The following is a 24,144-nucleotide window of genomic DNA, read 5'->3' as shown; positions in this document are numbered from 1 at the left end:
GCGTCGACCGGCCTTACTTGACTCGCCTAACAAAGTCCGGCGATAGTGGGTGGCGGCCGCAGCGACGCGGCTCCCCGCTCAGCGAAAGAGGACCCCGCATGCCCTCCCTCAGCCTCGACGGCCCCTGGACGGTCACGGCCCTGTCGGGAGAGGTCCCGCCGCACCTGCTCGGGCGGGACGTCCCCGCCGCGGTCCCCGGGTGCGTCCACCTCGACCTGCTCGCGGCCGGCCTGATCGACGAGCCGTTCGACGCCGACAACGAGGCCGCCCAGCAGTGGATCGGCTCCACCGTCTGGCGCTACGCCCGCACGTTCACCTGGGCGCCCGACGGCGAGGACCGGCACGACCTCGTCGCCCTCGGCCTCGACACCCTGGCCACCGTGGTCCTCAACGGCACCGTCGTCGGGCAGACCGCGAACCAGAACCGCTCCTACCGCTGGAGCGTCGACCACCTGCTCGTCGAGGGCGGGAACCGCCTCGAGATCACCTTCGACGCCCCCGTCCCCGCCGCCGAGCGCCGCGAGCGCGAGAACGGCGGCCCGCTGTTCCACGTCAACCACCACCCGTACAACGCGCTGCGCAAGACGGCGTCGAACTTCGGCTGGGACTGGGGCATCGACGTCGCGACGTCGGGCATCTGGCAGTCGATCGCCGTCGAGGGCTGGAGCGACGTCCGCATCGACGCGGTGCGCCCGCTCGTGGACGTGGCCGGCGACGCCGGGCTGCTCACCGCGCACGTCGACCTCGTGGACGACGGCGTCCCCCGCACGCGCCCCGTGCGGGTCACCGTCTCCCGCGACGGCCGGGTCCGCGCGACCGCCACGGCCGGCGTCCGGGGGTCCGGTGCCGTGACCGTGGCCGTGCCCGACGTCGAGCTGTGGTGGCCCCGCGGGCACGGCGCCCAGCCGCTGTACGACGTCGAGGTCGCCGTCCTGGACGGGGCCGCCGGCGAGCCCGGGCCGCGGTGGACCCACGCGCTCGGGTTCCGCACCGTCCGGCTGCGCACCGAGGCCGACGCCCACGGCCACCCCTTCGAGATCCTCGTCAACGACCGGCCCGTGCACGTGCGCGGCGCCAACTGGATCCCGGACGACGCGTTCGTCACCCGCGTGGACCGCGACCGCCTGGAGCGCCGCGTCGCCGACGCCGTCGAGGCGAACATGAACCTGCTGCGCATCTGGGGCGGCGGCATGTACGAGGCGGACGACCTGTACGAGATCTGCACCCGCGAGGGCGTGCTCGTCTGGCAGGACTTCCTGCTGGCCTGCGCCGCCTACGGCGAGGAGCCCTGGCTCGCCGAGGAGATCGAGGCCGAGGCCCGCGAGGCCGTCACGCGCCTGAGCCGGCACACCAGCCTCGTGCTGTGGAACGGCAACAACGAGAACCTCGTCGGGTACGCCGAGTGGGGCTGGCGCGGGACGCTCCAGGGCCGCACCTGGGGCGACGACTACTACCGTCGGATGTTCCCCGAGATCCTGGCCGAGCTCGACCCGACCCGGCCGTACATCCCCGGCAGCCCCTACTCCTCCGACGCGCACCTGTCCCCCAACCTGCCGACCGACGGCACCGTGCACGTCTGGGACGTCTGGAACGAGAAGGACTACCGCGCGTACACCGAGTGGCTGCCGCGCTTCGTCGCCGAGTTCGGGTTCCAGGGGCCGGCCGCGTGGACGACGCTGTTCGACGTCGTCCACGACACGCCGCTCGACCCCGACGGCGCCGAGCTGCTGGTCCACCAGAAGGCGAACAACGGCAACCTCAAGCTCGCCCGCGGGCTGCGCGGGCACCTGCCCGAGCCGCGCACCATCGACGACTGGCACTTCGCGACGCAGCTCAACCAGGCGCACGCCCTGCGGTTCGGCATCGCGCACTTCCGGTCCCTCGCGCCGTACTGCACCGGGACGGTGGTGTGGCAGCTCAACGACGACTGGCCCGTGGTGTCCTGGGCGGCGGTCGACCACGGCGAGCGCCGCAAGCCGCTCTGGTACGCCCTGCGCGACGTGTACGCCCCGCGGTTCGCGACCCTCCAGCCGGCGGACCCGCTCGCCGCGCCGCTCGTGGGGTCGCTCGCCGCGGGCCCGGCCGACCGGTACGAGGCCTCGGGCGGCGGCGAGGTCACGCACGCGCTGGTGCTCCACAACGACACGGACGAGCCTGTCGACGGTGAGGCCGTCCTGCGGCGGGTGCGGCTGGACGGCGACGTCGTCGCGCAGGCCACGGTGCCGGTGGCGGTGCCCGCGCGCGGCGTGACGCGGGTCCCCGTGCCGGCCGACGTCCTGGCGTCCGACGACCCGGCGCGGGAGATCGTGACCGTGGACGTCCCCGGCGTCCCGCGGGTCGTGCACGACCTGGCGGAGGTCGTCGACCAGGCGCTCGACCCGGACGCGCTCGAGGCCGAGGTCCGCACCACGCCGGACGGGGCCGTCGTCACCGTCCGCGCCCGCTCCTACGTGCGCGACGTGACCGTGCTCGCCGACCGGGCGCACCCCGACGCCCGCGTCGACGACTCGCTGGTCAGCCTGCTGCCCGGGGAGTCGGCCGTGTTCACGCTCACGGCCGGGGTACCGCTGGAGGCTGCCGCGGTGCTCGACCCGCGCGTGCTGCGGCACGCGGGGCAGCTGCTGGGCGCGCCGGTGGGTGAGCCGCTGGCCGGCGCGGCGGCGGTCGCGACGGGAGCGGGCGCGTGACCGGGGCCGCCGCGGCCGGCGCCGGCGCCGCTACCGCCCTGCCGCCGTCGCCGTGGCCCGCGCCGGACCCGCTCGGCCCGCGCCGGTTCCCCGACGGCTTCGCGTGGGGCGTCGCCACCGCGGCGTACCAGATCGAGGGCGCCGCCCACTCCGACGGGCGCACCGACTCCATCTGGGACGCGTTCGCCCGGGTTCCCGGTGCCGTCGAGAACGGCGACGACGGCGAGGTCGCGTGCGACCACTACCACCGCAGCGCGGAGGACGTGCGGCTCATGCAGGACCTCGGCGTGCGGACCTACCGGTTCTCGACGTCCTGGGCGCGCGTCCGCCCCGACGGCGGCCCGGTCAACCCGCAGGGCGTCGCGTTCTACGACCGCCTCGTCGACCAGCTGCTCGCCGCCGGCATCGAGCCGTGGCCGACCCTGTACCACTGGGACCTGCCGCAGGCGCTCCAGGAGCGCGGCGGGTGGGCGGCGCGGTCCACCGCCGAGCTGTTCGCGGAGTACGCGCTGGACCTGCACGCCGCGCTCGGCGACCGGGTCCGCACCTGGACCACCCTCAACGAGCCGTGGTGCTCCGCGTTCCTCGGGTACGCCGGGGGTCAGCACGCGCCCGGGCTCCAGGACGACGTGGCCGCGCTGCGGGCCGTGCACCACCTCAACCTCGCGCACGGCCTCGCCACCCGGGCCCTGCGGGACGCCGACCCCGGCGCCCGCCTCGGCCTCACGCTCAACTTCTCCCGGTACCAGCCGCTCGACCCGTCCGACCCCGCCGACGTCGACACCGCCCGCCGCGTCGCCGACGCCCAGCACGGGGTCTTCACCGGCCCGGTCTTCCGCGGCGCCTACCCGGAGGGGTTCCTGTCCGACGTCGAGGGCCTGTGGCCGGACGACCTGGTGCACGACGGCGACCTCGCGACCATCTCCGCGCCCGTCGACGTGCTCGGCGTCAACTACTACAACTCCTGGGTCGTCGGCGCGCCCGACGGCTCCGGCGCCGTCTCCCCCTCCGGGGCGTCCGCCCGCACCGTGGTGTCCCCGTGGCTCACCGCGCGCGGCGCCCGCTGGGTCCGCACCCGGGCCGACCGCACCGCCATGGACTGGGAGAACCACCCCGGCGCGTTCCGGGACCTCCTGGTCGCCCTGCACCGCGACGTCACCGGACCCGCCGGGGCGCACCTCGTCATCACCGAGAACGGCGCCGCGTACGACGACACCGACGTGGTCGACGGCGTCGTCCAGGACCCCGACCGGATCGCGTACCTGCGCTCCCACCTCGCCGCCGTGCACCAGGCCGTCGAGCAGGGCGCCGACGTGCGCGGGTACCTGCTGTGGACGCTGCTCGACAACTACGAGTGGGCGTACGGGTACAGCAAGAAGTTCGGCATCGTGCACGTCGACCGCTCGACCCTCGCGCGGACGCCCAAGGCGAGCGCGGGCTGGTACGCGGAGGTGATGCGCAGCGGCGTGCTGCGGTGAGGAGGTGACCCCACGGCCCCGGTCGCGCCAGCCGGGCGGACCGGGGCCGTGGGGTCACGAGCCGACGGCCGCGCGCACCCTCGCGGCGTCCCGCCGGTACATCGCCGCGTGCCCGGCCGGCGTCGCGTCGCCGGTCACCTCGGCGCGGGCCCCGGTCCACTCCGCCAGCGCGTCCAGCCGGGCGGCGACCGCGGCGAGCACGTCCGCCCGCGGGAAGGGCACGCCGTACGCCGCGACCAGCCGGTCGAGCCGGGTCATCCGCGCCGTCGCGCCGACCGGCGCACCCGGGCCGGAGTCCTCCGCCAGCGGCGCGACCCGGTACGCGAGGTAGGCGAGGTCCCAGAGGCGGGGCCCCGGCGCCGCCGTGTCGAAGTCGAACAACCCGCGCAGCTCGCCGTCGACGAACGCCATGTTGTGCGGGGCGACGTCGTTGTGGCAGATCACCTCGGCCGGTTCCCTGGCGTCCCCGCCCCACGGCAGGCCCGCTCCGACGAGCGGCACGCTCGCGTCGTGCACACGCCGCAGCAGCGCCCCGGCCTGGTCGAGCACCGCCGGTTCCCACAGCCAGCCCGGCAGCGGGTGGTGCGCGACCACGCCCTCGACGTAGCCCAGCACCTCGCGCCCCTGCTCGTCGAACCCGTGCGGCTCCGGCACCTCCGTGATCCCGGCCGCGCGCAGCTCGCGCAGCAGCGCGTGCACGGCCGGCGCCCACGGCCCCGCCGGGCGGCGCACCGTCGCACCCACCCGGGACACCGCGTTCACGCCGCCGCCGGTCAGCACCGTCTCGTCCACGACGTCATCCTCGCCGACCCGCACGACGAAGGCCCCGATCTGGCGGGATCGGGGCCTTCGTCGTCGCTGTCTCAACGAGTGTCCGGAGGGGGACTTGAACCCCCACGCCCTATACGGGCACTAGCACCTCAAGCTAGCGCGTCTGCCATTCCGCCACCCGGACAGGGTGTCTCCCGAGGGTCGGACCGGTGCGCACGTCGGCGCCCCGACGACCCGTCAGGTGCGGCAGAAAACATAGCACGGAGTGGCGGCCGGGCACGCATCCGCAGGTGGGGGCACACTGGCGGTGGCGCCCGGGCCGGTCGGACGGCGGACGCGGGGCCACGACGGCCGGAAGAGGTGCGCGCACGATGGCGGAGCAGAGCAACGCCCGGACCGGCACCTCCGCGAGCGCCGGCGCCCGGCGCGTGGCCGGGCAGCGCCGCATCAGCGTCGGGCAGCAGGCCGGGGACGGCGTGCCGCGGTGGCTGCGGACGTCCGCCGGGGTGACGTGGCGGCTGCTGGTCCTCCTCGCGGGGATCGGCATCGTGTTCTACGCCACGGCGCAGGTGCAGCTGCTGTTCGTGGCGGTCTTCATCGCGTTCGTCCTCACCGCTGTACTCCGGCCGCTCGTGGACTTCTACGGCCGCGTCATGCCGAGGCCGCTGGCGACGGCGCTCGGGCTGCTCTCGGGGTTCCTCGTGCTCGCGGGGATGGTGTTCTACGTCGGCTACTCCGTGGCGAACCAGTGGCAGGACCTGTCCCGGCAGTTCGGCGACGGCATCGACCAGATCGTCGACTTCCTGGAGAACGGGCCGCTGCCGGTCTCGATCACCAACGAGCAGATCGCCGAGTGGATCGACACCGGCCGCGAGTGGATCCAGCAGCACGCCGGCGACCTCGCCGGCCAGGCGGCGGCGTCCGCCGGGTCGGTCGTCGAGGTGTTCACCGCGATGGCGCTGGCCGTGTTCTGCGCGATCTTCTTCCTGGCGCGCGGCCAGGACATGTGGACGTGGTTCGTCAACCAGCTGCCCGCGACGGTGCGGGAGTCGTGGAAGACCGCGGGCGGCGCCGGCTGGTACACGTTCTCCGGCTACACGCGCGGGACCGTGATCATCGCGGTCACCGACGGCGTGCTGGCGTTCGTGCTGCTGTCGATCATCGGGGTGCCGCTCGCCGCGCCGCTCGCCGTGCTGGTGCTCATCGGCGCGTTCATCCCGCTCGTCGGGGCGCCCGCGGCGATGGTCGTGGCGATGATCGTCGCGCTCGCGGCGAACGGCGCCCTCCAGGCGGCGGTCGTCGGCATCGGCATCGCGCTGATCGGGCAGTTCGAGGGGCACGTCCTGCAGCCGCTCGTCATGGGCAAGCAGGTGTCGCTGCACCCGGTGGTCGTGGCGCTGGCGGTCACCGGCGGGACGCTCACCGCGGGGATCCTCGGTGCGGTGATCGCCGTGCCGCTGGTGTCGGTGGTGTGGGCGATCTACTCGAAGTTCCACCAGCTCGACCCGCCGATGGACGCGGAGGACGCCACCGAGGACGTGCAGCCCGTCGGCGACGACGCCCAGGACGGGCCGGCGACGGACTGAAGCGCGCGCAGGTCCCGAGCGCCGGTCCCGAGCGCCGGTCGCGGCGCGTCGCGGGCTGGTCGACCCCGGCTCCTGCGGCGGGGTCGTCCTACGCGTCCTGCGACGACGTGCGAGGCGGCTCCCCGAGGGACTCGAGCGCCCGGTCGAGGGCGGCGACCCCGGCGCGGTCGACGGGGCGCAGCGGCGCCGGCAGCTCGCCGGTGTCGACGCCCCGCAGGGTCGCCAGGGCGTGCACGGCGCGCGCCCCGCCGAGGCCGAGCACCAGCTCCACCACCGGTGCGAGCCGGGACATCAGCGCCCGGGCCTCGTCCTCCCGGCCGTCCGCCGCGGCACCGGCGACCGCGACGTACCACTCGGGCAGCACGCCCGCGAGGCCCGAGTGCCAGGTGCGGGCACCGGCCAGCAGCCCCTCGAACCCGAGCAGGTCGCCGCTGCACCCGAGCTCGACGTGCGCCGGCACGGCGGAGCGGAGCGCCCGCACGCGGTCGCGCAGCTCGGCGGCGTCGCTCCCCCGGTCCTTGACGCCGCCGACGCCCGGCACCTGCGCGGCGCGGGCCAGCAGCTCGACGGAGTACCGGAAGCTCGTGCTCACGGGGTTGTGGTACAGCCAGACGGGCACGCGCGCGGCCTCGGCGACGTCCTCGACGAGCCCGAGCACCTCGGCCTCGGTCAGCGGCAGGTACGCCAGCGTGGGCAGCAGCACGGCGTCGACGCCGGCGCGCTCGGCGACGATCGTGTGCATGACGACCTCGTCGGTGGTGAACGCCCCGACACCCGCGACGACCGGCACCTGGCCGTCCGCAGCCGCGACTCCCGCCTCGACGACCATCCGCCGCTCGCCGGCGGTGAGGTACGGCCAGCCGCCGGTGCTGCCGAGCACCACGACGCCCGAAACGCCGGCGCGGACCGCGCGGTCGACGAGGTCCTCCAGCGGGTCGGTGCGCACCTCGCCCTCGGGTCCGCGCGGGGTGGGCAGGTACGCGACGAGCGGGCCGAGGAGGGGCATCGCCGCAGTGTAGGCACGTCGGCACGCCGGGCCGGGGGCCACCGGGTCGCGGGGTCACTGGAAGTCCCGGGAGGTCGTGGCGACCTGCAGCGACAGCGGCGACAGGTGCTCGGCGACGAGGTTCGTGGCGCCGTCGGCGCGCTCCAGCCTGCCCCGGACCACCAGCGCCCGCGAGGTGCGGGCCACCTTCCGGAACCGCTGCCACAGCCCGGTGCTGCAGACGACGTTCAGCAGGCCGGTCTCGTCCTCCAGGGACAGAAACGTGACACCGCCCGCCGTCCCGGGGCGCTGCCGGTGGGTGACGACGCCGGCGACGGCGACCCGCCGGCCCGGGTCGTGGTGGTAGGTCTGCTCGACGCGCAGCACACCCGCCGCGTCGAGGCCGTCGCGGACGTACTGCGTGGGGTAGGAGTCCACGGTGACCCCGGTGGCCCACACGTCCGCGACCGCGAGCTCGACGGGGCTCATGCCCGGCAGGGTCGGCGCCTGCACGCCGACGGAGACGCCCGGCAGCGTGTCGGGCCCCTCCTGCGCGAGGGCGCCCGCCGCCCACAGGGCCTCCCGCCGGGTGACGCCCAGCGGCTCGAGCGCGCCGCCGGTGGCGAGGGCCTCGAGCTGCGCGGTGCTGAGCTCGACCCGGCGCACGAGGTCCCGCAGGTCGGCGAACGGCCCGTGGGCGTCGCGCTCGGCCACGATCCGCTCGGCGACCTTCTCCCCCACGGAGCGGACCGAGGCGAGCCCGACCCGCACCGCGAGCGACCGGACGGACTCCCCCGCCGCCGCACCCGGCGCACCCGGCGCACGCGGCACGGGCGCGGTCCCGGACTGCCGGGGGGTCAGCAGGGGCTCACCGCCGGGCGGCTCGGGCCGGACCCGCTCGACGACGGCCTGCACCCCGGAGCGCTGGACGTCCGGGCGCAGCACCTCGATGCCGTGCCGCCGGGCGTCCGCGACGAGCGTCTGCGGGGAGTAGAACCCCATGGGCTGCGCGGCGAGCAGCCCCGCGTAGAACGCGGCCGGGTGGTGCACCTTGAGCCACGCGCTGGCGTAGACGAGGAACGCGAAGGAGTACGCGTGCGACTCGGGGAACCCGAAGTCGGCGAACGCCTTGAGCTTCTCGTAGACCTCCTCGCGGACGTCCTCGGGCAGGCCGTTGCGCTCCATGCCGGACATCAGCCGGGCGCGCAGGGCCTCCATCTTCTCGATGCTGCGCTTGGAGCCCATCGCGCGCCGGAGCTGGTCGGCCTCGGCGGGCGTGAAGTCGGCGACGTCGATCGCCATCTGCATGAGCTGCTCCTGGAACAGCGGGACGCCGAGGGTGCGCTCCAGGGACTTCACGAGCTTCGGGTGCGCGTACGTGATGGGCTGGCGCCCCTGGTAGCGCTCGATGTACGGGTGCACGGAACCGCCCTGGATCGGCCCGGGGCGGATGAGCGCGACCTCGACGACGATCCCGTAGAAGCTCCGCGGCTGGAGACGCGGCAGCGTCCCCATCTGGGCGCGGGACTCGACCTGGAACACCCCGACCGTGTCCGCCGCGCAGAGCAGGTCGTAGACCAGCGGGTCCTCGTCCGGCAGGGCGTGCAGGTCGAGGGTCGGGCCGCCCTGCCTGCGCACCTCGTCGAACGCGAGCCGCAGCGCGGTGAGCATCCCCAGGCCCAGCAGGTCGAACTTCACCAGCCCGGCGTCCGCGCAGTCGTCCTTGTCCCACTGCAGGACCGTGCGCCCCTCCATCCGCGCCCACTCGACGGGGCACACCTCGATGACCGGGCGGTCGCACATCACCATGCCGCCGGAGTGGATGCCGAGGTGCCGCGGCAGGCGCAGGAAACGGTCGGCCAGGTCGACGACCTGGTCGGGGATCTCGTCCAGGTCCGCGGCGGGCGGTGGCCGGTGCGCCGGGACGACGTCGTGGCCGTCGGCGGTGGGCTGCCCCGGGCGGCCGTCGGTGTCGTCGCGCCCCGCCGGACGCCGGGGCGCGGGCGCGGGGCCGGGCTCGTGGTTCCAGCCCCACACCACGCCGTCGGGGTCGCGCTGCTGCGCGGCGTAGTCGGCGTCCTGCGCGGCGGCCGCCGACGTCCGGGGAGGGGTGCCGGGGGGCACGGTGCCGGGCGTCGCGCCGGCGGGCACGGCGTCGGCGGGCACGGTGTCGGCAGGCACCCGGTTCTCCCCGGACCACCACGGGTGCACCGGCTGGGGCCCGCGCAGCGTGCCCCAGCGCTCGATCGACTTGCTCCACGCGTCCTGCTGCCCGACGTCGTAGCCGAGCGCCCGGGCGGCGTCCCGGACCGCGGACCGGGCACGGTACGAGATGACGTTCGCGACCTGGGCGGCGTGCGTGCGGCCGTGCTTCGCGTAGACGTACTGGATGACCTCCTCGCGGCGGCCCGACTCGATGTCCACGTCGATGTCGGGCGGCCCGTCGCGCTCGGGCGCGAGGAACCGCTCGAAGAGCAGACCGTGCTGCACGGCATCGACGGCGGTGACCTTCAGGGCGTAGCAGACGGCGGAGTTCGCGGCGGACCCACGGCCCTGGGCGAGGATGCCGTTGCGGTGGCAGAAGTCGACCAGGTCGTAGACCACCAGGAAGTAGCCGGGGAAGCCGAGGTCCTCGATGACGCGCAGCTCGTGCTCGAGCTGTGCGTAGGCGCCGGGGACCCGCTCGGCCTCGGGCGGGCCGTACCGCTCCAGGGCGCCGCGGCGGACGAGCTCGCGCAGCCAGGTGGCCTCGGTGTGGCCGGGCGGTACCGGGTACGGCGGGAGCTGCGGGGCGACGAGGTGCAGGTCGAACGCGCACTCGTCGCCCAGGGCGGCGGCGGTCGCGACGGCCTGCGGGTGCCGCCGGTGCCGGTGCCGCATCTCCGTCGCGGAGGCGAGGTGCGCGGTGGGCGCCCCGGGCAGCCAGCCGTCGAGGTCCTCCATCGAGGAGCGGGCCCGCACGGCCGCGAGCGCCATCGCCAGGTCGGCGTCCCGCGGGGTGGCGTAGTGCACGTTGCCGGTGGCGACGAGCGGCAGCCCGGCGTCCCGGGCGAGCGAGGCGAGGGCGTCGGCCGTCTCGGAGTCGAACGGCCCGCCGGACTGCGTGACCTCGACCGCGACGTTGTCCCGCCCGAAGAGGGCGGCGAGCCGGTCGAGCTCCGAGCGGGCCCGCTCGACGCCACCGGGCGCGACACCAGGGGTACGGCCGCCGTCGGTGAGGGCGTGCCGCACAGGTCCCTTGCGGCACCCGGTGAGCACGAGCCAGCGGCCGTCCGCCTGCTCGGCGAGGGACTCCAGCCGGTACTCCGCGGCGCCCTTGGTCCCGGTGGCGAGGTGCCCCTCGGCGATGGCGCGGGACAGCGCCCGGTAGCCGTCGGGGCCCCGGGCGAGGACCGGGAGGTGCAGGGCGCGGGGGTCGGGCACGCCCGTGGGAGGGTCGAGCACGTCCGGGCCGGTGAGCCCGGGGACCGGCAGGTGCAGCTCGGCGCCGAAGACGGTGGGCAGCCCGACGCGCCGGGCGGCCTCGGAGAACCGCACGACGCCGTACAGCCCGTCGTGGTCGGTGAGCGCGAGGGCGCTGAGCCCGAGCCGGTGCGCCTCGGCGGCGAGCTCCTCCGGCTGGCTCGCGCCGTCGAGGAAGCTGAACGCCGAGTGCGCGTGCAGCTCCGCGTAGCGGGGGGCGTCAGTCATAGACGGCCTCGCAGGTCCAGCCGTCGGGGCGCCAGGCGAGCAGCAGGGCGCGCCCGTCGGTGAGGGTGGCCTGCACGTGCACGCGCAGCTCCGCCCGGTCGGGTGCCCACCAGCGTTCGGCCAGCGGCCACGGACCCGCCCAGCCGGCGACCTCGTGCTCCGCGGCGGGACGGCGGTCGGTGCCGGGGGTCCGCACCCGGGCGGGCGGCGCGGTCATCACGAGCCGCCCGTCGAACGACACCGGCCGCCCCCGCGCGTCGAGCACCTCCACGGGCGCGGGTCGGACGGGCACGGTGGCCGGCGCCGGCTCGGGGAGGCGGCCCGGCCACGGCCGGTCGGCGGGCCGGGGTGCCGCGGCCTGCGCCCCCCAGGGCTGCAGGTACACCCGGTCGCGGACGTCCCGGCCACCCTGCAGGGCCGCGGTGAGCACGCCGTCCCCGCCGAGCAGGCCCTGCACGCGGTCGAGCGCGCGGTGCGCCCGCAGGTCACCGCCGGACGGCCCGCCCCACAGCCGGCCCTGCTCGGCGCCGGCGGCGGCGACGTCCTCGGCGGTGATGGCGAGGGCGACGAGCCCGACCGGCTCGGCCCCCTCGTCGTGCTCGGACTCCGCCCGGCCGCCCCGCCCGCCGCCGCGCTCGACCGCCGCCGCGGTGAGCCAGCCCTCGAGCTGCCAGCGCACCCGGTCGGTGATCCGCGCCGCGGACAGCCCGCCGAGCCCCCCGAGGTCCGTCCGCCAGGTGCGGGTGAGCTCCTCGCCGGCGTCCGTCCGGGCCGCGATGCGCAGCCGCCCGCAGGTCAGCGACTGCTCCGTGAGCAGGGCGTGCAGCTCCTCCGCCAGGCGCCGGCCGGCGAACGTCGCGACGTCCACCCGGTGCGCGGGCGGGTCGAGGGCGGTGGCGACCTCGAGGTCGGTCTCGGGGCGGCGGCGGGCGGGCGGACGCAGGTCGTCCCCGCGCGCCAAGGTCCAGGCCCACGTGCCCCAGCTGCCGAACCGCGCGTGCACGTCCCCCGCCGCGAGCGCCGCCAGGTCCCCGAGGGTCCGCAGCCCGAGCCGGCGCAGCAGGTCGACGAGGTCGGTCACGGCCCGGAGGGCGTCGTCCTGCATCGCGGCCGTGGCGACCTCCTCGACGTGGCGCGGCGCCAGGAGCTCCCGGGAGCGTCCCGGCGGGACGACCTCGTCGGTGCGGGCCGCGAGGATCGCCGCGAGCAACCCGTCGGCGGTGCCGACCTGGCACTCGTGGCCGGTGCGTTCGGCGACGGCGGACACCAGGCGCTCGGCGAGCACCTCCTCCGTCCCGTGGAACCGGGCGGCGCCGTCGGCGGGGAGCAGCAGCAGGCCGGGGCGGGCGACCTCGACGCCGGCGACGACCGACTCGGTAGCCGCGGCGACCGGCTCGAACAGCCGGGCGTCGCGGTCGTCGTCGGCGGGCAGCAGGACGACCTCCGGGCAGACGCCCTGCGCCTGCCGGCGCCGCATCCCCCGGCGCACGCCCTGCGCCCGGGCGAGCGCGGACACGGCGGTCAGCCGCGCGCCGGACTGCACGGCGGCGGGCAGGTGCGGCGGTACGTCGGCGGCCCGCACCGCGGCGACGACCGGCCAGTCCGGCACCCAGACGACGGTGGTGCGGGTGCTCATCCGACCAGCCTCAGGCCGGGGTGGTCCGTCTCGCCGGTCGCGGACGCGGAGGGGGCCGCCGGTGGGGCGTACGGGTCGATCCCCGCCTCGAGCGGCAGGACCACGCGCAGGTCCTGGGCGCGGCCGGCACCACCGCGGCCCGTGCGGGTGATCCGGAGCTCGTGCGCCCGCAGCCGGCCGTCGCCGTCGCCCACCCCGGTCCACCGGCCGCCCTCGACGGTCAGGACGCAGCCCGCCCCGGGCCACGGCGAGGTGGCCAGCAGCACGGACCCGCGGTCGCGGGCGCGCGCCATGAGCCGGCGGCGGTCGGCGTCGGTGAGGGTCGCCCCCGGGCCGACCACGACGACGTCGATCCCGTCGAGCAGCGCGGCGACGACGGTCGGGGAGTCCACCCCGGGGCGCGGCACGACCGCGAGCCGCGCCAGGGCGACACCGGACTGGGCCGCGGCCAGCAGGCCGAGGCTGGGCTGCCCGACCACCGCCGCCCACGCCTCGCGCGCCGTGCAGGCCGCGGCGATCATCGCGAGCACCAGCGAGGTGGAGCCGAGGACCGCGGTGGTGCTGCCCCGGCGCAGGCCGTCGGGCAGCAGCGGGGTCAGCGCGGGCGGCACGGCGAGCGGCGGCCGATCGGTCAGCAGCACCGGGCCGCGTGCGACGGGCCGGGCCGGCGACGGGACGCGGCCGGGCAGGTCGGGGACGGCCACGGGACCGGCCGACGGCACCGCGTCGGGGGGCCCGTCAGGGCGGACCGCGACCGCGAGCGCCGCGGCGCCGTGGACGACGGGACGGTCGGAGCCCTCCGCACCGCGCCCCGGAGCCGGAGACCCCGCCCGGTGGCCCGTGCCCCCGTCCGCCCGCTGGCCGGCGCCCCCGTCCGCCCGGTGGTCGGTGCCGCGTGCCAGGCTGCGTGCCCCGGTCCGCAGCTCGGCGTGCGCGAGGGCGGCCCGGGCGCGGGCGATCCGCTCCTGCTGGGTCACCGCGTCCGCCGCGCTCACCGCCCCACCTCCGTCCCGCCCACCGTGCGGCGGGACGGCCGACACCGTCCCCACCGCCCCCGTCGTTCGAACACGTGTTCGATTGTGCCAGTAGACGCTGACACGACGGCACCCGTCAATCCGGCGCCGGCCCGCCTGAGGACCACGCCCGGCGCGCCCTCGCGGACACGCCGGAGCCCCTGCGCGGACCGGCGCGCGGGGGCAGGATGAGGCGGGCAGGCACACCCGTCGCGGCACCGTCCGCGACCGCCCCGGAGGAGGACCATGGCCGTCTCGCTGACCCGTCCCGTCGCCCCCGAGCCGTACGCCCTGCTGCCGTCCGTCGCCGCCTTCGACGTGGCGAGCGCGGACGTCGTGCACGGCGAGCCGCTCGCCCCCGCGTTCACCGCCGACGCCGAGGGGCTCTCACCCGCGCTGGAGTGGTCGGGGTTCCCCGAGGGGACGCGGTCCTTCGTCGTGAGCTGCTTCGACCCGGACGCGCCGACGCCCGCCGGGTACTGGCACTGGACGGTCGTGGACGTCCCGGTGAGCACGACCTCGCTCCCCCGCGGCGCGGGGTCGCCGGACGGCGCGCTGCTGCCCTCCGGGGCGTTCCACGTCCGCGCCGACGGCGGCACGCCCGGCTACGAGGGGGCCGCACCACCGCCCGGGGACCGCCCGCACCGGTACGTGTTCGCGGTCCACGCCCTCGACGTCGAGCACCTCGACGTCCCGCGCGACGCGACACCCACGGCGGTGGCGTTCACCGCCCTGTTCCACACGCTGGGACGCGCGACGATCAGCCCGACGTACTCCCGCTGACCTCGCCGAGCTCGAGCACCATGCCGGTGGCCCCGGGGGCGACGTCGCGGAAGCCCAGCGACTCGTAGAGCCGCCGGCCCGGCGGGTCCGCCACCAGCGTCACGTAGGCACCCCGGGGCGCCCGCGCGCGCAGGTCCTCGAGCAGGCGCGTGAGCACGCGCCGGCCCAGACCGCGCCGCTGGTGCCCGGGGTCGACCGCCATGTCCGCGACCAGGAAGTACCAGCCGCCGTCGCCGACCACCCGCCCCATCGCGACGACCCGCCCCTGCGCCGTCCGCACGTGGCACCACGACCAGCTCCCCGCGAGGGCCCCGTCGGCCTGGTCGGCCCGCTTGGGCGACAGCCCGGCGTCCCGGCGCAGCCGCAGGTAGTCGTCCCGGGGCGGTGCCGCGGGCACCAGCACGTACGGGTCGGCGGCGAACGGGTCGGGCGGCGGGGGCGGGCGCACGTCCCCATCTTGACCGGGAGGCGGACCACCCGGTGGCACCGACGGCCGTGCTGGTTACGCTGCGGCCATGCCGCTGACGCTCGGGAACCTGACCTGGCTGCGCGCCGTCGACCACCTGCACCTGCTCGCGGAGCCCACCGCCGCCGCGGTCACCGGCTGGGCCGCCGTGGAGCCCGCGGTGGCGGACCAGGTGCTCGTCACGGAGATCGACCCGGAGCTCGCGGACACCGCCGCGATGACCGAGGCGTACGACCTGCCGCTGGCGGTGTCGGCGAACTGCGTCCTGGTGGCGGGGCGGCGCGGCGGCGAGGAGCGGGTCGCGGCCGCCGTCGTCCGCGCGACGGGCCGCGCGGACGTGAACAACGCCGTGAAGCGGCTGCTCGACGTCCGCAAGGCGTCGTTCCTGCCGGTGGACCGCGCCGTCGAGGAGTCCGGCATGGAGTACGGCGGGATCACGCCGCTCGGCCTCCCGACGGGCTACCGGGTGCTGGTGGACGCCGCCGTCGCGACGGAGGCCGAGGGCGCGGGCGGCACGGTGATCATCGGCTCGGGGCTGCGGCGGTCCAAGATCGCCCTGCCCGGCACCCTGCTGGCGCAGGCGCCGGGCGCGGAGCTCGTCGACGGCCTCGCCCTGGCCTGACCCGGGCACCGGCACGGCACCGGCTCGGCACCGGCACGGCACCGGCACGGCACCGGCGTCGACCCGCCCCCGGAACCGCCCTCGCGCGCGGCGTGCGCGCAGCAGACTGGGGCCGACCCCGCACGTCCACCGGCCCCGGGAGGCCCCCGTGCCCGTCCTCGTCGTCGGCGCCGGCACCGTCGGCTCCGCCCTGGCCACCCTGCTCGCCGGGCGCGGCGACACCGTGACCCTGGTGAGCCGCTCGGGCCGCGGCCCCGCCACGCCGGGCGTCCGGTGCGTCCCGGCCGACGCGGCCGACGCCGACGCGCTCGCCGGCCACGCCCGCGGCGTCTCGGCGGTCGTCAGCTGCGTGAACCCGGGCCCGTACCAGGACTGGGAGGCGCGGTGGCCACCGGTCGCCGCCGCGCTGCTCGCGGTGGCGGAACGCAGCGGCGCGGTGCTGGTGACGCTGAGCAACCTGTACGGGTACGGCCCCGTGGACGGACCGCTGCACCGCGATCTCCCGCCTGCGGCGACCGGGAACAAGGGCCGGCTGCGCGCCCGCCTGTGGCAGGAGGCGCTCGCCGCGCACGAGGCGGGCCGGGTCCGGGTGACGGAGGTGCGGGCGTCGGACTTCATCGGGCCGACCGTCCCGCGCGCCGGCGGGCTGCTGCGACGCTACGCCGACGCCGCCCTGCGGGGACGCACGGTCTGGGCGTTCGGGGACCCGGACGTGCCGCACGCCTTCTCGTACGTGCCGGACGTGGCCCGCACGCTCGCCGCCGTGGCGGGGGACGGACGGGCGTGGGGGCTCCCGTGGCACGTCCCGAGCCCGCCGGAGCGCTCGGTGCGGCAGACGCTCACCGACCTCGTGGCCGCGGCACCGGCGTCCCTGCCCGCGCCGCGCGTGCGTCGGGTGCCGCGCCCCCTGCTGACCGCCGGGGCCGCGGTCGTCCCGGTGCTGCGCGAGCTGGGCGAGGTCCTGTGGCAGACCGAGCGGCCGTTCCTGCTCGACGCGAGCGCCACCACCAGCACGTTCGGCCTCCGTCCGACCCCGTGGGAGGAGGTCGTGGCGACCACGGCGCGCGGCTGGGCCGGCGCCCCCATGACGGCCGCGGACGGGGACGGCGGCTCGGCGCGCGCGGCGGACGACCCGCGGCTACGGTGACGTCGGCACCCGCCCGCGCGGACGCGGGCGCAGCCTCTGGCAGCGGGGCACCCGACCCGACGCGCTCCAGGAGGACCCGACGATGCGAGCACCCGCCCCCCGTGGACCGTTCAGCCGGAGCGTGCTGACCGCGCTGGCGTCGGGTGAGGTCGGCCCGGAGCTCGCCGAGCAGGCCGCGAGCGCCGTCGACGCCTCGCAGGACGTGCTGGCGGACGAGGACGTCCAGCTGGCGCTCACGGTGATGTACGAGCTGCACCACCAGGGCGTCGACGGCGTGGACGACCGGCTGGAGTGGGACCCGCACCTGCTGCGCGCCCGGGCCGTCGTCGAGGAGCGGTTCGAGGCGCGGCTGCGTGCCGAGGTCCGCGTGCCGGAGGACCTCGTCGAGCAGCTCGAGGCTGACACCGCGCGCGAGGGGCTCGGTCCCGCGGTCGCGCGCGCACTGTTCGACCTGACGGGCCGCGACTCCGGACCGGGCCTGTCGGCGTACGTGGCCCGCAAGGCCACCGACGAGCAACTGCACGAGCTCCTGGTGCACCGCTCGGTCTACCAGCTGAAGGAGGCCGACCCGCACACGTGGGCGATCCCCCGGCTGCGGGGCGCCCCGAAGGCCGCGCTCGTGGAGATCCAGGCCGACGAGTACGGCGGCGGCCGGCCGGAGCGCATGCACGCGGCACTGTTCGCCCGGACGATGCGCGGGCTCGGGCTGGACGACACCTACGGCCGCTACGTCGACGACGTGCCCGCGGTGACGCTGGCGTCGGTGAACACGATGTCGCTGTTCGGGCTGCACCGGCGGCTGCGCGGCTGCATCGTCGGGCACCTGGCGGCGTTCGAGATGACGTCCTCGCAGCCGAACCGGCTGTACGGCAACGGGTTCCGGCGGCACGGCTACGACGCCGACGTGACCTGGTACTTCGACGAGCACGTCGAGGCCGACGCGGTGCACGAGCAGATCGCCGGCCGTGACCTCGCGGGCGCTCTCGTGGCGCAGCAGCCGCACCTGCGGGACGACGTGCTGTTCGGCGCCGCCGCGTGCCTGGAGGTCGACGGCCGGGTGGGCGCGCACCTGGTGGACCGCTGGTCGGCGGGCGAGACCTCGCTGCTGCGGCCCTGGGCGGTGGGGAGCGCGGCGTGACCGACCCGGCCGGGCCGCTGCTGCCGGACGCGGAGTACGTGCTCCCGCTGCGGTGGTCCGACGACGCCGGCCTGGAGGAGCTGGCCGCGTACCTGCAGGGGCTCGCCGGCTGGCTGCCGGTCACGGTCGTCGACGGCTCGGACCCCGGGCGGTTCGCCGCGCACGCACGGGCGTTCGGCGGAGCGGTGCGGCACGTGCGGCCCGACGCGCACCCCGGGCGGAACGGGAAGGTCGCGGGGGTGCTGACGGGGCTGCGCCTGGCGCGGGCCCCGCGGGTGGTGCTGGCCGACGACGACGTGCGCTACGACCGGGCGACGCTGGCGGTGGTGCTGGCCCGCCTGGCGGACGCCGACGTCGTCCGGCCCCAGAACGTCTTCGACCCGATGCCGTGGCACGCGCGCTGGGACACGGCGCGGACGCTGCTGAACCGGGCGCTCGGCTCCGACTACCCCGGCACGCTGGCCGTGCGCCGCGACGCCCTGGGGCCCGGCGGCTACGACGGGGACGTGCTGTTCGAGAACCTCGAGCTGCTGCGCACGGTGCGCGCCCGCGGCGGCACCGAGCACCGGGCCGACGACGTGTTCGTGACGCGGCGACCGCCGACCGTCCGCCACTTCCTGCGCCAGCGGCCGCGGCAGGCCTACGACAGCCTCGCCCAGCCGGTCCGGTTCGCCGCGGAGCTGGCGGTGCTGCCGGTCGTCGTCGTCGTGGCGGCGCGCGACGTGCGGGCGCTGACGGCGCTGGCGCTCGTCGTCGTCGCGGTCGCGGAGACGGGCCGGCGGCGCGCCGGCGGTGCCTCCCGGCTGCCGGCCTCGGCCGTGCCCCTGGCCCCGGCGTGGTTGCTGGAGCGCGGGGCGTGCGCCTGGCTGGCGCTCGCGCTGCGTGCCTGCGGCGGCGTGCCGTACGCGGGAGGACGCCTCGTGCGCGCCGCGACGCCGCTGCGTGACCTGCGCGCCGCGCACCGCCCCGTCCGCCACCGGTCCCTGGAGGTCGCCGCATGAACCCCGACAGCCGCGACGGCGCCTCCGCCGTCGTCCTCACCCCCTGCCCCGACGGCCCGATCCTCGTGCGCGGGGACGTCGAGATCCGCGACGCCGCCGGGCAGGTCGTCCCGCGCCGACGGGCGACCGTGGCCCTGTGCCGGTGCGGGGCCTCGGCCCTCAAGCCGTTCTGCGACGGGTCGCACAAGGCGATCGGGTTCCGGACCGACGACGAGGCCCCCCGCCCGCCGGAGCCTGTCTGAGGGGACCCGACCTGCGGAGCCGCCCACGGGGCTGCGCGGTCACCGCGCTGGGCTGCGTCATCCCCGCGACCGGCCTAGCGTCGTGTCGATGAGCCCGGACCCCACGCCGCCCCGTCACGGCCGCCCCCGTCGCGCCCCCGGTGCCGGCGGACCTGGTCGCCGCGGTCTCGGCGCGACCGGTGGCGCGCGCCCGTCGCGCCCCGTCCCGCGCCCGCCCGCCGCCCGCGGCGACCTGGACGCCGTCGTGGTCGGCTCGGGCCCCAACGGGCTCGCGGCCGCGGTGACGCTGGCCCGTGCCGGGTTGTCGGTGGTGGTGCTGGAGGCGCAGGGCACGGTCGGCGGCGGGTCCCGGACCCTCGACCTCGGCCTGGCGCCGGGGATCGTGCACGACATCTGCTCGGCCGTGCACCCGATGGCGTGGGCGTCGCCGTTCTTCCGGGAGCTGCGCCTGCACGAGCGTCTCGACCTGCTCACCCCGGAGGCGTCGTTCGCGCAGCCCCTCGACGGCGGCCGGGCGGCCGTGGCCTACCGCGACCTGGCCCGCACCGCCGACGGCCTGGGCGCGGACGGCGATGCGTGGCGCCGGCTGTTCGGCCCGCTGTCCGAGCACTGGCAGGACGTGGTGGCCCTCGCCCTCGGCGACCACCGCAGCATCCCGGCGGGCGCGACGCCCCGCACGGTCGTCACCGCGACCCGGTTCGCGCTCGGCGTGCTCCGCAACGGCTCCGCGCTCGTGCCGTCCGCCCTGCGCACCGAGGAGGGCGCCGCTCTCCTGACGGGCGTGGCGGGACACGCCATCACACCGCTGCCCTCGCTGGCGGCGGCGGGGACGGCCGTGCTCCTGACCACCCTCGCGCACGCGGGGCACGGCTGGCCCGTCGTGCGCGGCGGGTCGCAGGCGATCGTCGACGCGCTGCACGCCGACCTGGTGCGCCTCGGCGGCCGCGTCCTGACGAACCACCCCGTCGCGCGCCGCGCCGACCTGCCGCCCGCGCGCGCCTACCTGTTCGACACCGCTCCGCGCCTGATCGCCCAGGTGTTCGGGGACGCGATGCCGGCGCGGCTGCAGCGGGCGTACGCGGGCTTCCGGTACGGCAACGCCGCCGCGAAGGTGGACCTGGTGGTCGACGGCCCGATCCCCTGGGCGCACCCGGAGGTGCACCGCGCGGGCACGGTCCACCTGGGCGGCACCCGGGACCAGGTGGTGGAGGCGGAGGCGGCCGTCGGTCGCGGCCGGCACGCCGAGCGGCCGCTCACGCTGCTGTCCGACCCCGCCGCGCTGGACCCGGGACGCGCAGCGGGCGGCCTGCGGCCCGTCTGGGCGTACGCGCACGTGCCGTCCGGCTCCGACGTCGACCCCACCGAGGCCGTGCTCGGCCAGGTCGAGCGGTTCGCCCCCGGGTTCCGGGACACCGTCGTCGCCTCGCACGCGGTGCCCGCCGCACGGCTCGCCGAGCACGACGCGAACCTGGTCGGCGGCGACATCTCCGGCGGCGCGGTGTCGCTGTGGAGCATGGCCACCCGCCCGGTCCCCCGGCTCGACCCGTACGCCTCGGGGGCACCCGGCGTCTACCTGTGCTCGGCGTCCGCCCCTCCGGGGCCGGGGGTGCACGGGCTGTCCGGCTGGTACGCGGCGCGGCGCGCGCTGCGGGACCTCGGGGACGCCCCCGCGCGCGGGCTCCCGGGAACCCTGGCGGAGGCTTAGGGTCGCGGGGTGACCCCGCCGCGTCCCGTCCTCGTCCTCACGCACGTCGCGCACGAGGGCCCGGGCCTCGTCGCCCGCGCGCTGGACGGCCTGCCGCTCACCACGCGGACGGTCGTCGACGACGCCTCGCCGCGTCTGCCCGCGGTCGGCGACCTCGCCGGGCTCGTCGTCATGGGCGGACCGCAGGACGCCGACGACGACCTCGGCCACCCGGGTCTGGCCGCCGAGCGCCGGCTGCTCGCCGAGGCGGTCGACGCCGGCGTCCCGACCCTGGGCGTGTGCCTGGGCATGCAGCTGCTCGCCCTGGCCCTCGGCGCCCGCCTGCACCGGCGGCACGGCACGGAGGTGGGCTTCGCCCCCGTGGGCGTGGTGGCACCGGACCCGCTGCTCGCCGCGACGGGTGCGCGCCCGACGGTCCTGCACTGGCACGACGACGCCGTGGACCTGCCGGAGGGCGCGACGCTGCTCGCCCGGACCGACGTCACCCCGGTGCAGGCCTTCCGGGCGGGCAGCGCGGTCGGTCTGCAGTTCCACCTGGAGGTCGAGCCGACCCTGCTCGACGTCTGGCTCGCGACGCCGTCCATGACGGCCGGCCTCGAGCCCGGCGAGGCGGACGCGATCCGGCTCGGCTCGCGCCAGCACCTGGCGGCGTTGCGCCCGGGCGCCGACCTCGGCCTGGCCGCCTTCGCCGCGGCGGTGCGGGAGCACGCGTGAGCCCGGGCGCGGGCGCCTCGGCGGCGCTGGACGACCTGCTGCACCTGTGCGACCGCCGTCCGGTCTGGGCGCCCGACCCCGAGCGGGCGTTCGCCGCGTCGGACGTCCCCGTCCGGAGCTCGGCGGTGCTGGTGCTGTTCGGGATCCTCGACCACGTCGCCGCCCGGACCGACCACCCTGCGGTGGCCGCCGACCTCGACGTGCTGCTGACCCGCCGCTCCCCGACCCTCGGCCACCACCCGGGCCAGGTGTCCTTCCCCGGCGGCGGCATCGATCCCGGCGACGCCGGCCCTCAGGGAGCGGCCCTCCGGGAGGCGCAGGAGGAGACCGGCCTCGACCCCGGAGGCGTGCGGGTGCTCGGCACGCTGCCGCCCCTGCCGCTGCCGGTGAGCAGCAACCTCGTCACACCGGTGGTCGCCTGGTGGCAGCAGCCGTCCGCCGTCGCCGCCACGGATCCGGCCGAGACGGTCGACGTCTTCCGCGTGCCGGTCGCGGACCTCGTCGACCCGGCGAACCGCGCCACCACCACGCTGCGCCGACACGGCGGCGAGTACCGGGGGCCGGCCTTCCTGGTCGGCGGCGTGGTGGTCTGGGGCTTCACCGCGTTCGTCCTGGACCGGCTGCTGGACGAGGTGGGCTGGGCGCAGCCCTGGGACGCCGCGCGCACGGTGCCCGCGCCCGTCTGACCGGCACGGCGCGCCCCGGCACGGATCACCCGGCCCGGACGGGAAAAGGGCTCGTCACGACGTCATCGAAACGATACGATCGTCGACGGCGCCGCCGCCCGCCGCGACCGGGACGCCGCGCCGCCCTCCCCCGCCGTCCCGATCCCCAGCCGCCCCCGTCCTGCCCCGGAGCCCTCCCCCTCATGGCCAAGGTCCTGACCGCCGGCCGCCCCTGGCGCGTCATCCTCGTGTTCGCCGTCCCGCTGCTCGTGGGCAACGTCGTCCAGCAGCTCTACCAGTTCGCCGACGCCGTCGTCGTCGGCCGCCACCTCGGCGTCGACGCCCTCGCCGCGGTCGGCGCGACCGGCAGCCTGCTGTTCCTGCTCCTCGGGTTCGTCTGGGGCATGACGTCCGGCTTCGCCATCCCCACCGCGCAGGCGTTCGGTGCGCGGGACGACGCCGCCGTGCGCCGCTCCGTGGCCACCGGCGCCCTGCTGACCGGCGCCGGCAGCGTCGCGCTGACCGTGGCCGCGCCCCTGCTCGCCGGGCCCGCGCTGGCGCTGCTGCGCACGCCGGACGTGCTGATGGCGCAGGCCACGACGTTCGCGCAGGTCAGCTTCCTGGGTACCGGCGCGCTGATGTTCTTCAACTACCTGTCCGCGGTCATCCGTGCGATCGGCGACTCCCGGACGCCGCTGGTCTTCCTCACCGTGGCGTGCGTGCTCAACGTGGCGCTCGTCGTGCTCTTCGTCGGCGGCCTCGGGCTCGGCGTCGGCGGTGCGGCGCTCGCCACCGTCGTGTCGCAGGCGGTGTCGGTCGTGCTGTGCCTGGAATTCGTGCGCCGCCGCGTGCCCGTGCTGCACCTGCGCCGGGCGGACTGGCGCGTGACGCGCACCGACCTGACCGACCACCTGCGACTCGGCCTGCCGATGGGGTTCCAGGCGTCGATCATCGCGATCGGCACGCTGGCGGTGCAGGTCCGCCTCAACGAGCTCGGGGCGGACGCCGTCGCCGCGTACACGACGGCGGCGCGCGTCGACGGGCTCGCGATCGCCCTGCTCCAGTCCCTCGGCCTCGCGGTGTCGATGTTCGTCGCGCAGAACCTCGGGGGCGGACGGCCGGACCGCATCCGGCAGGGCGTCGTGCAGGCCACCGGCCTCGCGGTCGCGGGCTCGGTGGCGCTCGGCGTCGTGCTGGTCACGTCCGGGGCATGGCTGGTCCGGCTGTTCGTCGGCGACGGGGAGGACCGGGTGGTCCACCTGGCGACCCAGTTCCTCCACATCAACGCCGCGCTCTACGCGGTGCTCGGCGTGCTGTTCGTGCTGCGCGGGGCTCTCCAGGGGCTGGGTCGCACGGGCGTGCCGACGCTCACCGGGGTGATCGAGCTCGTGATGCGGGTCGGCGCCGCCGTGGTGCTCGGCGCGGCGTTCGGGTTCGTCGGCGTGGTGTGGGGCAACCCGCTGGCCTGGGTCGGCGCGGTCGTCCTGCTGGTGCCCGCCTACCTGCGGGCGCACCGGCACCTGGCGACCCTGCCGATCGCCCCGCTCTCCCAGGTCGAGACGACCCCCGAGCCCGTGCCGGTCGAGGGACCCTCCGACGGCTCGATGGTCGTGGACGCGGTCGTGCCGCAGCCCCGCGTCGGCGAGAGCGCCCACCCGGCGCCGCTCACCCCCGCCCCGCTCGCCACCGAGCCGGCCGAGGTCTCCCCCCTGGAGTGCCGCCCTCCCGGTCGCTGACCCCCGTTCCCGTCGCGTGGGCGCGCCGGCCCGGCGCCCCGGCAGGGGTGCCGTCCGGGCGTCGGGTAGCCTGGCGCGC

19 protein-coding genes and 1 tRNA gene are annotated in these 24,144 nt (G+C 77.0%); 13 read left to right on the top strand and 7 right to left on the bottom strand.

The window, feature by feature from the left end; translation table 11 throughout:
* The first annotated feature begins 98 nt into the window (after window positions 1–98).
* Both K5O09_RS08830 and K5O09_RS08825 read left to right on the top strand, forming a co-directional pair.
* Window positions 99–2,687, top strand: coding sequence for a glycoside hydrolase family 2 protein (locus tag K5O09_RS08830; RefSeq protein ID WP_222172373.1), 2,589 nt, complete (start codon window positions 99–101; stop codon window positions 2,685–2,687).
* A complete protein-coding gene (locus K5O09_RS08825) occupies window positions 2,684–4,165 on the top strand; it encodes a GH1 family beta-glucosidase (protein ID WP_255596253.1) in 1,482 nt (493 codons plus the stop codon). The genes K5O09_RS08830 and K5O09_RS08825 overlap by 4 nt, the downstream gene beginning before the upstream one ends.
* 54 nt (window positions 4,166–4,219) lie before the next feature.
* Here the strand turns inward: K5O09_RS08825 and K5O09_RS08820 are convergent, their stop codons facing one another.
* A complete protein-coding gene (locus K5O09_RS08820) occupies window positions 4,220–4,957 on the bottom strand; it encodes a phosphotransferase (RefSeq protein WP_222172372.1) in 738 nt (245 codons plus the stop codon).
* Between the two features lie 79 nt (window positions 4,958–5,036).
* Window positions 5,037–5,120 (bottom strand) — tRNA-Leu (locus tag K5O09_RS08815).
* Between the two features lie 187 nt (window positions 5,121–5,307).
* Here K5O09_RS08815 and K5O09_RS08810 point away from each other — a divergent pair.
* The gene (locus K5O09_RS08810) at window positions 5,308–6,522 is read left to right on the top strand and encodes an AI-2E family transporter (protein ID WP_222172371.1); all 1,215 of its coding nucleotides are present in this window, start codon (window positions 5,308–5,310) and stop codon (window positions 6,520–6,522) included.
* An 88-nt stretch (window positions 6,523–6,610) separates the two neighbouring features.
* Here the strand turns inward: K5O09_RS08810 and K5O09_RS08805 are convergent, their stop codons facing one another.
* The 4 genes from K5O09_RS08805 to K5O09_RS08790 are packed head-to-tail and all read right to left on the bottom strand — an operon-like array spanning window position 6,611 to window position 13,828.
* Window positions 6,611–7,528, bottom strand: coding sequence for a dihydrodipicolinate synthase family protein (locus tag K5O09_RS08805; protein ID WP_222172370.1), 918 nt, complete (start codon window positions 7,526–7,528; stop codon window positions 6,611–6,613).
* A 54-nt stretch (window positions 7,529–7,582) separates the two neighbouring features.
* Window positions 7,583–11,197, bottom strand: a complete 3,615-nt coding sequence (locus tag K5O09_RS08800) for an error-prone DNA polymerase (RefSeq protein ID WP_222172369.1) — start codon at window positions 11,195–11,197, stop codon at window positions 7,583–7,585.
* A complete protein-coding gene (locus K5O09_RS08795) occupies window positions 11,190–12,833 on the bottom strand; it encodes a DNA polymerase Y family protein (RefSeq protein WP_222172368.1) in 1,644 nt (547 codons plus the stop codon). Before K5O09_RS08795 ends, K5O09_RS08800 begins: the two co-directional genes overlap by 8 nt.
* Window positions 12,830–13,828, bottom strand: a complete 999-nt coding sequence (locus K5O09_RS08790; protein WP_222172367.1) for a hypothetical protein — start codon at window positions 13,826–13,828, stop codon at window positions 12,830–12,832. Before K5O09_RS08790 ends, K5O09_RS08795 begins: the two co-directional genes overlap by 4 nt.
* 264 nt (window positions 13,829–14,092) lie before the next feature.
* On the opposite strand from K5O09_RS08790, the gene K5O09_RS08785 reads away from it, so the two are divergent.
* Window positions 14,093–14,629, top strand: coding sequence for a YbhB/YbcL family Raf kinase inhibitor-like protein (locus K5O09_RS08785; RefSeq protein WP_222172366.1), 537 nt, complete (start codon window positions 14,093–14,095; stop codon window positions 14,627–14,629).
* Here the strand turns inward: K5O09_RS08785 and K5O09_RS08780 are convergent.
* Complete coding sequence (locus K5O09_RS08780; protein WP_222172365.1) at window positions 14,607–15,077, bottom strand: GNAT family N-acetyltransferase; 471 nt, start codon at window positions 15,075–15,077, stop codon at window positions 14,607–14,609. The two genes, K5O09_RS08785 and K5O09_RS08780, sit on opposite strands and share 23 nt — an antisense overlap.
* Window positions 15,078–15,144: 67 nt before the next feature.
* Here K5O09_RS08780 and K5O09_RS08775 point away from each other — a divergent pair, with 67 nt between their 5' ends.
* The 9 genes from K5O09_RS08775 (at window position 15,145) to K5O09_RS08735 (ending at window position 24,065) form a co-directional block, all read left to right on the top strand.
* Entirely contained in the window at window positions 15,145–15,717 is a 573-nt protein-coding gene (locus K5O09_RS08775) for a YbaK/EbsC family protein (RefSeq protein WP_222172364.1), read from the top strand.
* Between the two features lie 148 nt (window positions 15,718–15,865).
* A complete protein-coding gene (locus tag K5O09_RS08770; protein WP_222172363.1) occupies window positions 15,866–16,864 on the top strand; it encodes an NAD-dependent epimerase/dehydratase family protein in 999 nt (332 codons plus the stop codon).
* Window positions 16,865–16,946: 82 nt separating this feature from the next.
* Window positions 16,947–18,002 carry an iron-containing redox enzyme family protein gene (locus K5O09_RS08765; protein ID WP_222172362.1) on the top strand — a complete coding sequence of 352 codons (1,056 nt, stop codon included), beginning with the start codon at window positions 16,947–16,949 and terminating at the stop codon, window positions 18,000–18,002.
* Complete coding sequence (locus K5O09_RS08760; protein ID WP_255596252.1) at window positions 17,999–19,003, top strand: glycosyltransferase family 2 protein; 1,005 nt, start codon at window positions 17,999–18,001, stop codon at window positions 19,001–19,003. Before K5O09_RS08765 ends, K5O09_RS08760 begins: the two co-directional genes overlap by 4 nt.
* On the top strand, window positions 19,000–19,245 hold the full coding sequence (locus K5O09_RS08755) for a CDGSH iron-sulfur domain-containing protein (protein WP_222172361.1): 246 nt from the start codon (window positions 19,000–19,002) through the stop codon (window positions 19,243–19,245). The genes K5O09_RS08760 and K5O09_RS08755 overlap by 4 nt, the downstream gene beginning before the upstream one ends.
* Window positions 19,246–19,333: 88 nt before the next feature.
* On the top strand, window positions 19,334–20,950 hold the full coding sequence (locus K5O09_RS08750; protein ID WP_222172360.1) for an NAD(P)/FAD-dependent oxidoreductase: 1,617 nt from the start codon (window positions 19,334–19,336) through the stop codon (window positions 20,948–20,950).
* Between the two features lie 9 nt (window positions 20,951–20,959).
* Window positions 20,960–21,664, top strand: coding sequence for a type 1 glutamine amidotransferase (locus K5O09_RS08745; protein WP_222172359.1), 705 nt, complete (start codon window positions 20,960–20,962; stop codon window positions 21,662–21,664).
* The gene (locus tag K5O09_RS08740) at window positions 21,661–22,350 is read left to right on the top strand and encodes a CoA pyrophosphatase (protein WP_370635558.1); all 690 of its coding nucleotides are present in this window, start codon (window positions 21,661–21,663) and stop codon (window positions 22,348–22,350) included. The genes K5O09_RS08745 and K5O09_RS08740 overlap by 4 nt, the downstream gene beginning before the upstream one ends.
* Window positions 22,351–22,532: 182 nt before the next feature.
* Window positions 22,533–24,065 (top strand): MATE family efflux transporter, encoded by a 1,533-nt coding sequence (locus K5O09_RS08735; protein ID WP_222172358.1) that lies wholly within the window; start codon window positions 22,533–22,535, stop codon window positions 24,063–24,065.
* Window positions 24,066–24,144 lie beyond the last annotated feature (79 nt).

The organism is Cellulomonas sp. C5510, from assembly GCF_019797765.1.
GTDB lineage: Bacteria > Actinomycetota > Actinomycetes > Actinomycetales > Cellulomonadaceae > Cellulomonas.
Note: the sequence above shows the minus strand (reverse complement) of the source record. Positions and strands in the feature narration are given on the sequence as shown.

What these genes read in the sequence shown, in the direction of transcription:
- K5O09_RS08800 (WP_222172369.1), bottom strand. Translation starts at nt 11,197, where the DNA reads ATGACTGACGCCCCCCGCTACGCGGAGCTGCACGCGCACTCGGCGTTC.
- K5O09_RS08735 (WP_222172358.1), top strand. Translation starts at nt 22,533, where the DNA reads ATGGCCAAGGTCCTGACCGCCGGCCGCCCCTGGCGCGTCATCCTCGTG.
- K5O09_RS08755 (WP_222172361.1), top strand. Translation starts at nt 19,000, where the DNA reads ATGAACCCCGACAGCCGCGACGGCGCCTCCGCCGTCGTCCTCACCCCC.
- K5O09_RS08810 (WP_222172371.1), top strand. Translation starts at nt 5,308, where the DNA reads ATGGCGGAGCAGAGCAACGCCCGGACCGGCACCTCCGCGAGCGCCGGC.
- K5O09_RS08765 (WP_222172362.1), top strand. Translation starts at nt 16,947, where the DNA reads ATGCGAGCACCCGCCCCCCGTGGACCGTTCAGCCGGAGCGTGCTGACC.
- K5O09_RS08805 (WP_222172370.1), bottom strand. Translation starts at nt 7,528, where the DNA reads ATGCCCCTCCTCGGCCCGCTCGTCGCGTACCTGCCCACCCCGCGCGGA.
- K5O09_RS08785 (WP_222172366.1), top strand. Translation starts at nt 14,093, where the DNA reads ATGGCCGTCTCGCTGACCCGTCCCGTCGCCCCCGAGCCGTACGCCCTG.
- K5O09_RS08830 (WP_222172373.1), top strand. Translation starts at nt 99, where the DNA reads ATGCCCTCCCTCAGCCTCGACGGCCCCTGGACGGTCACGGCCCTGTCG.
- K5O09_RS08750 (WP_222172360.1), top strand. Translation starts at nt 19,334, where the DNA reads ATGAGCCCGGACCCCACGCCGCCCCGTCACGGCCGCCCCCGTCGCGCC.
- K5O09_RS08795 (WP_222172368.1), bottom strand. Translation starts at nt 12,833, where the DNA reads ATGAGCACCCGCACCACCGTCGTCTGGGTGCCGGACTGGCCGGTCGTC.
- K5O09_RS08775 (WP_222172364.1), top strand. Translation starts at nt 15,145, where the DNA reads ATGCCGCTGACGCTCGGGAACCTGACCTGGCTGCGCGCCGTCGACCAC.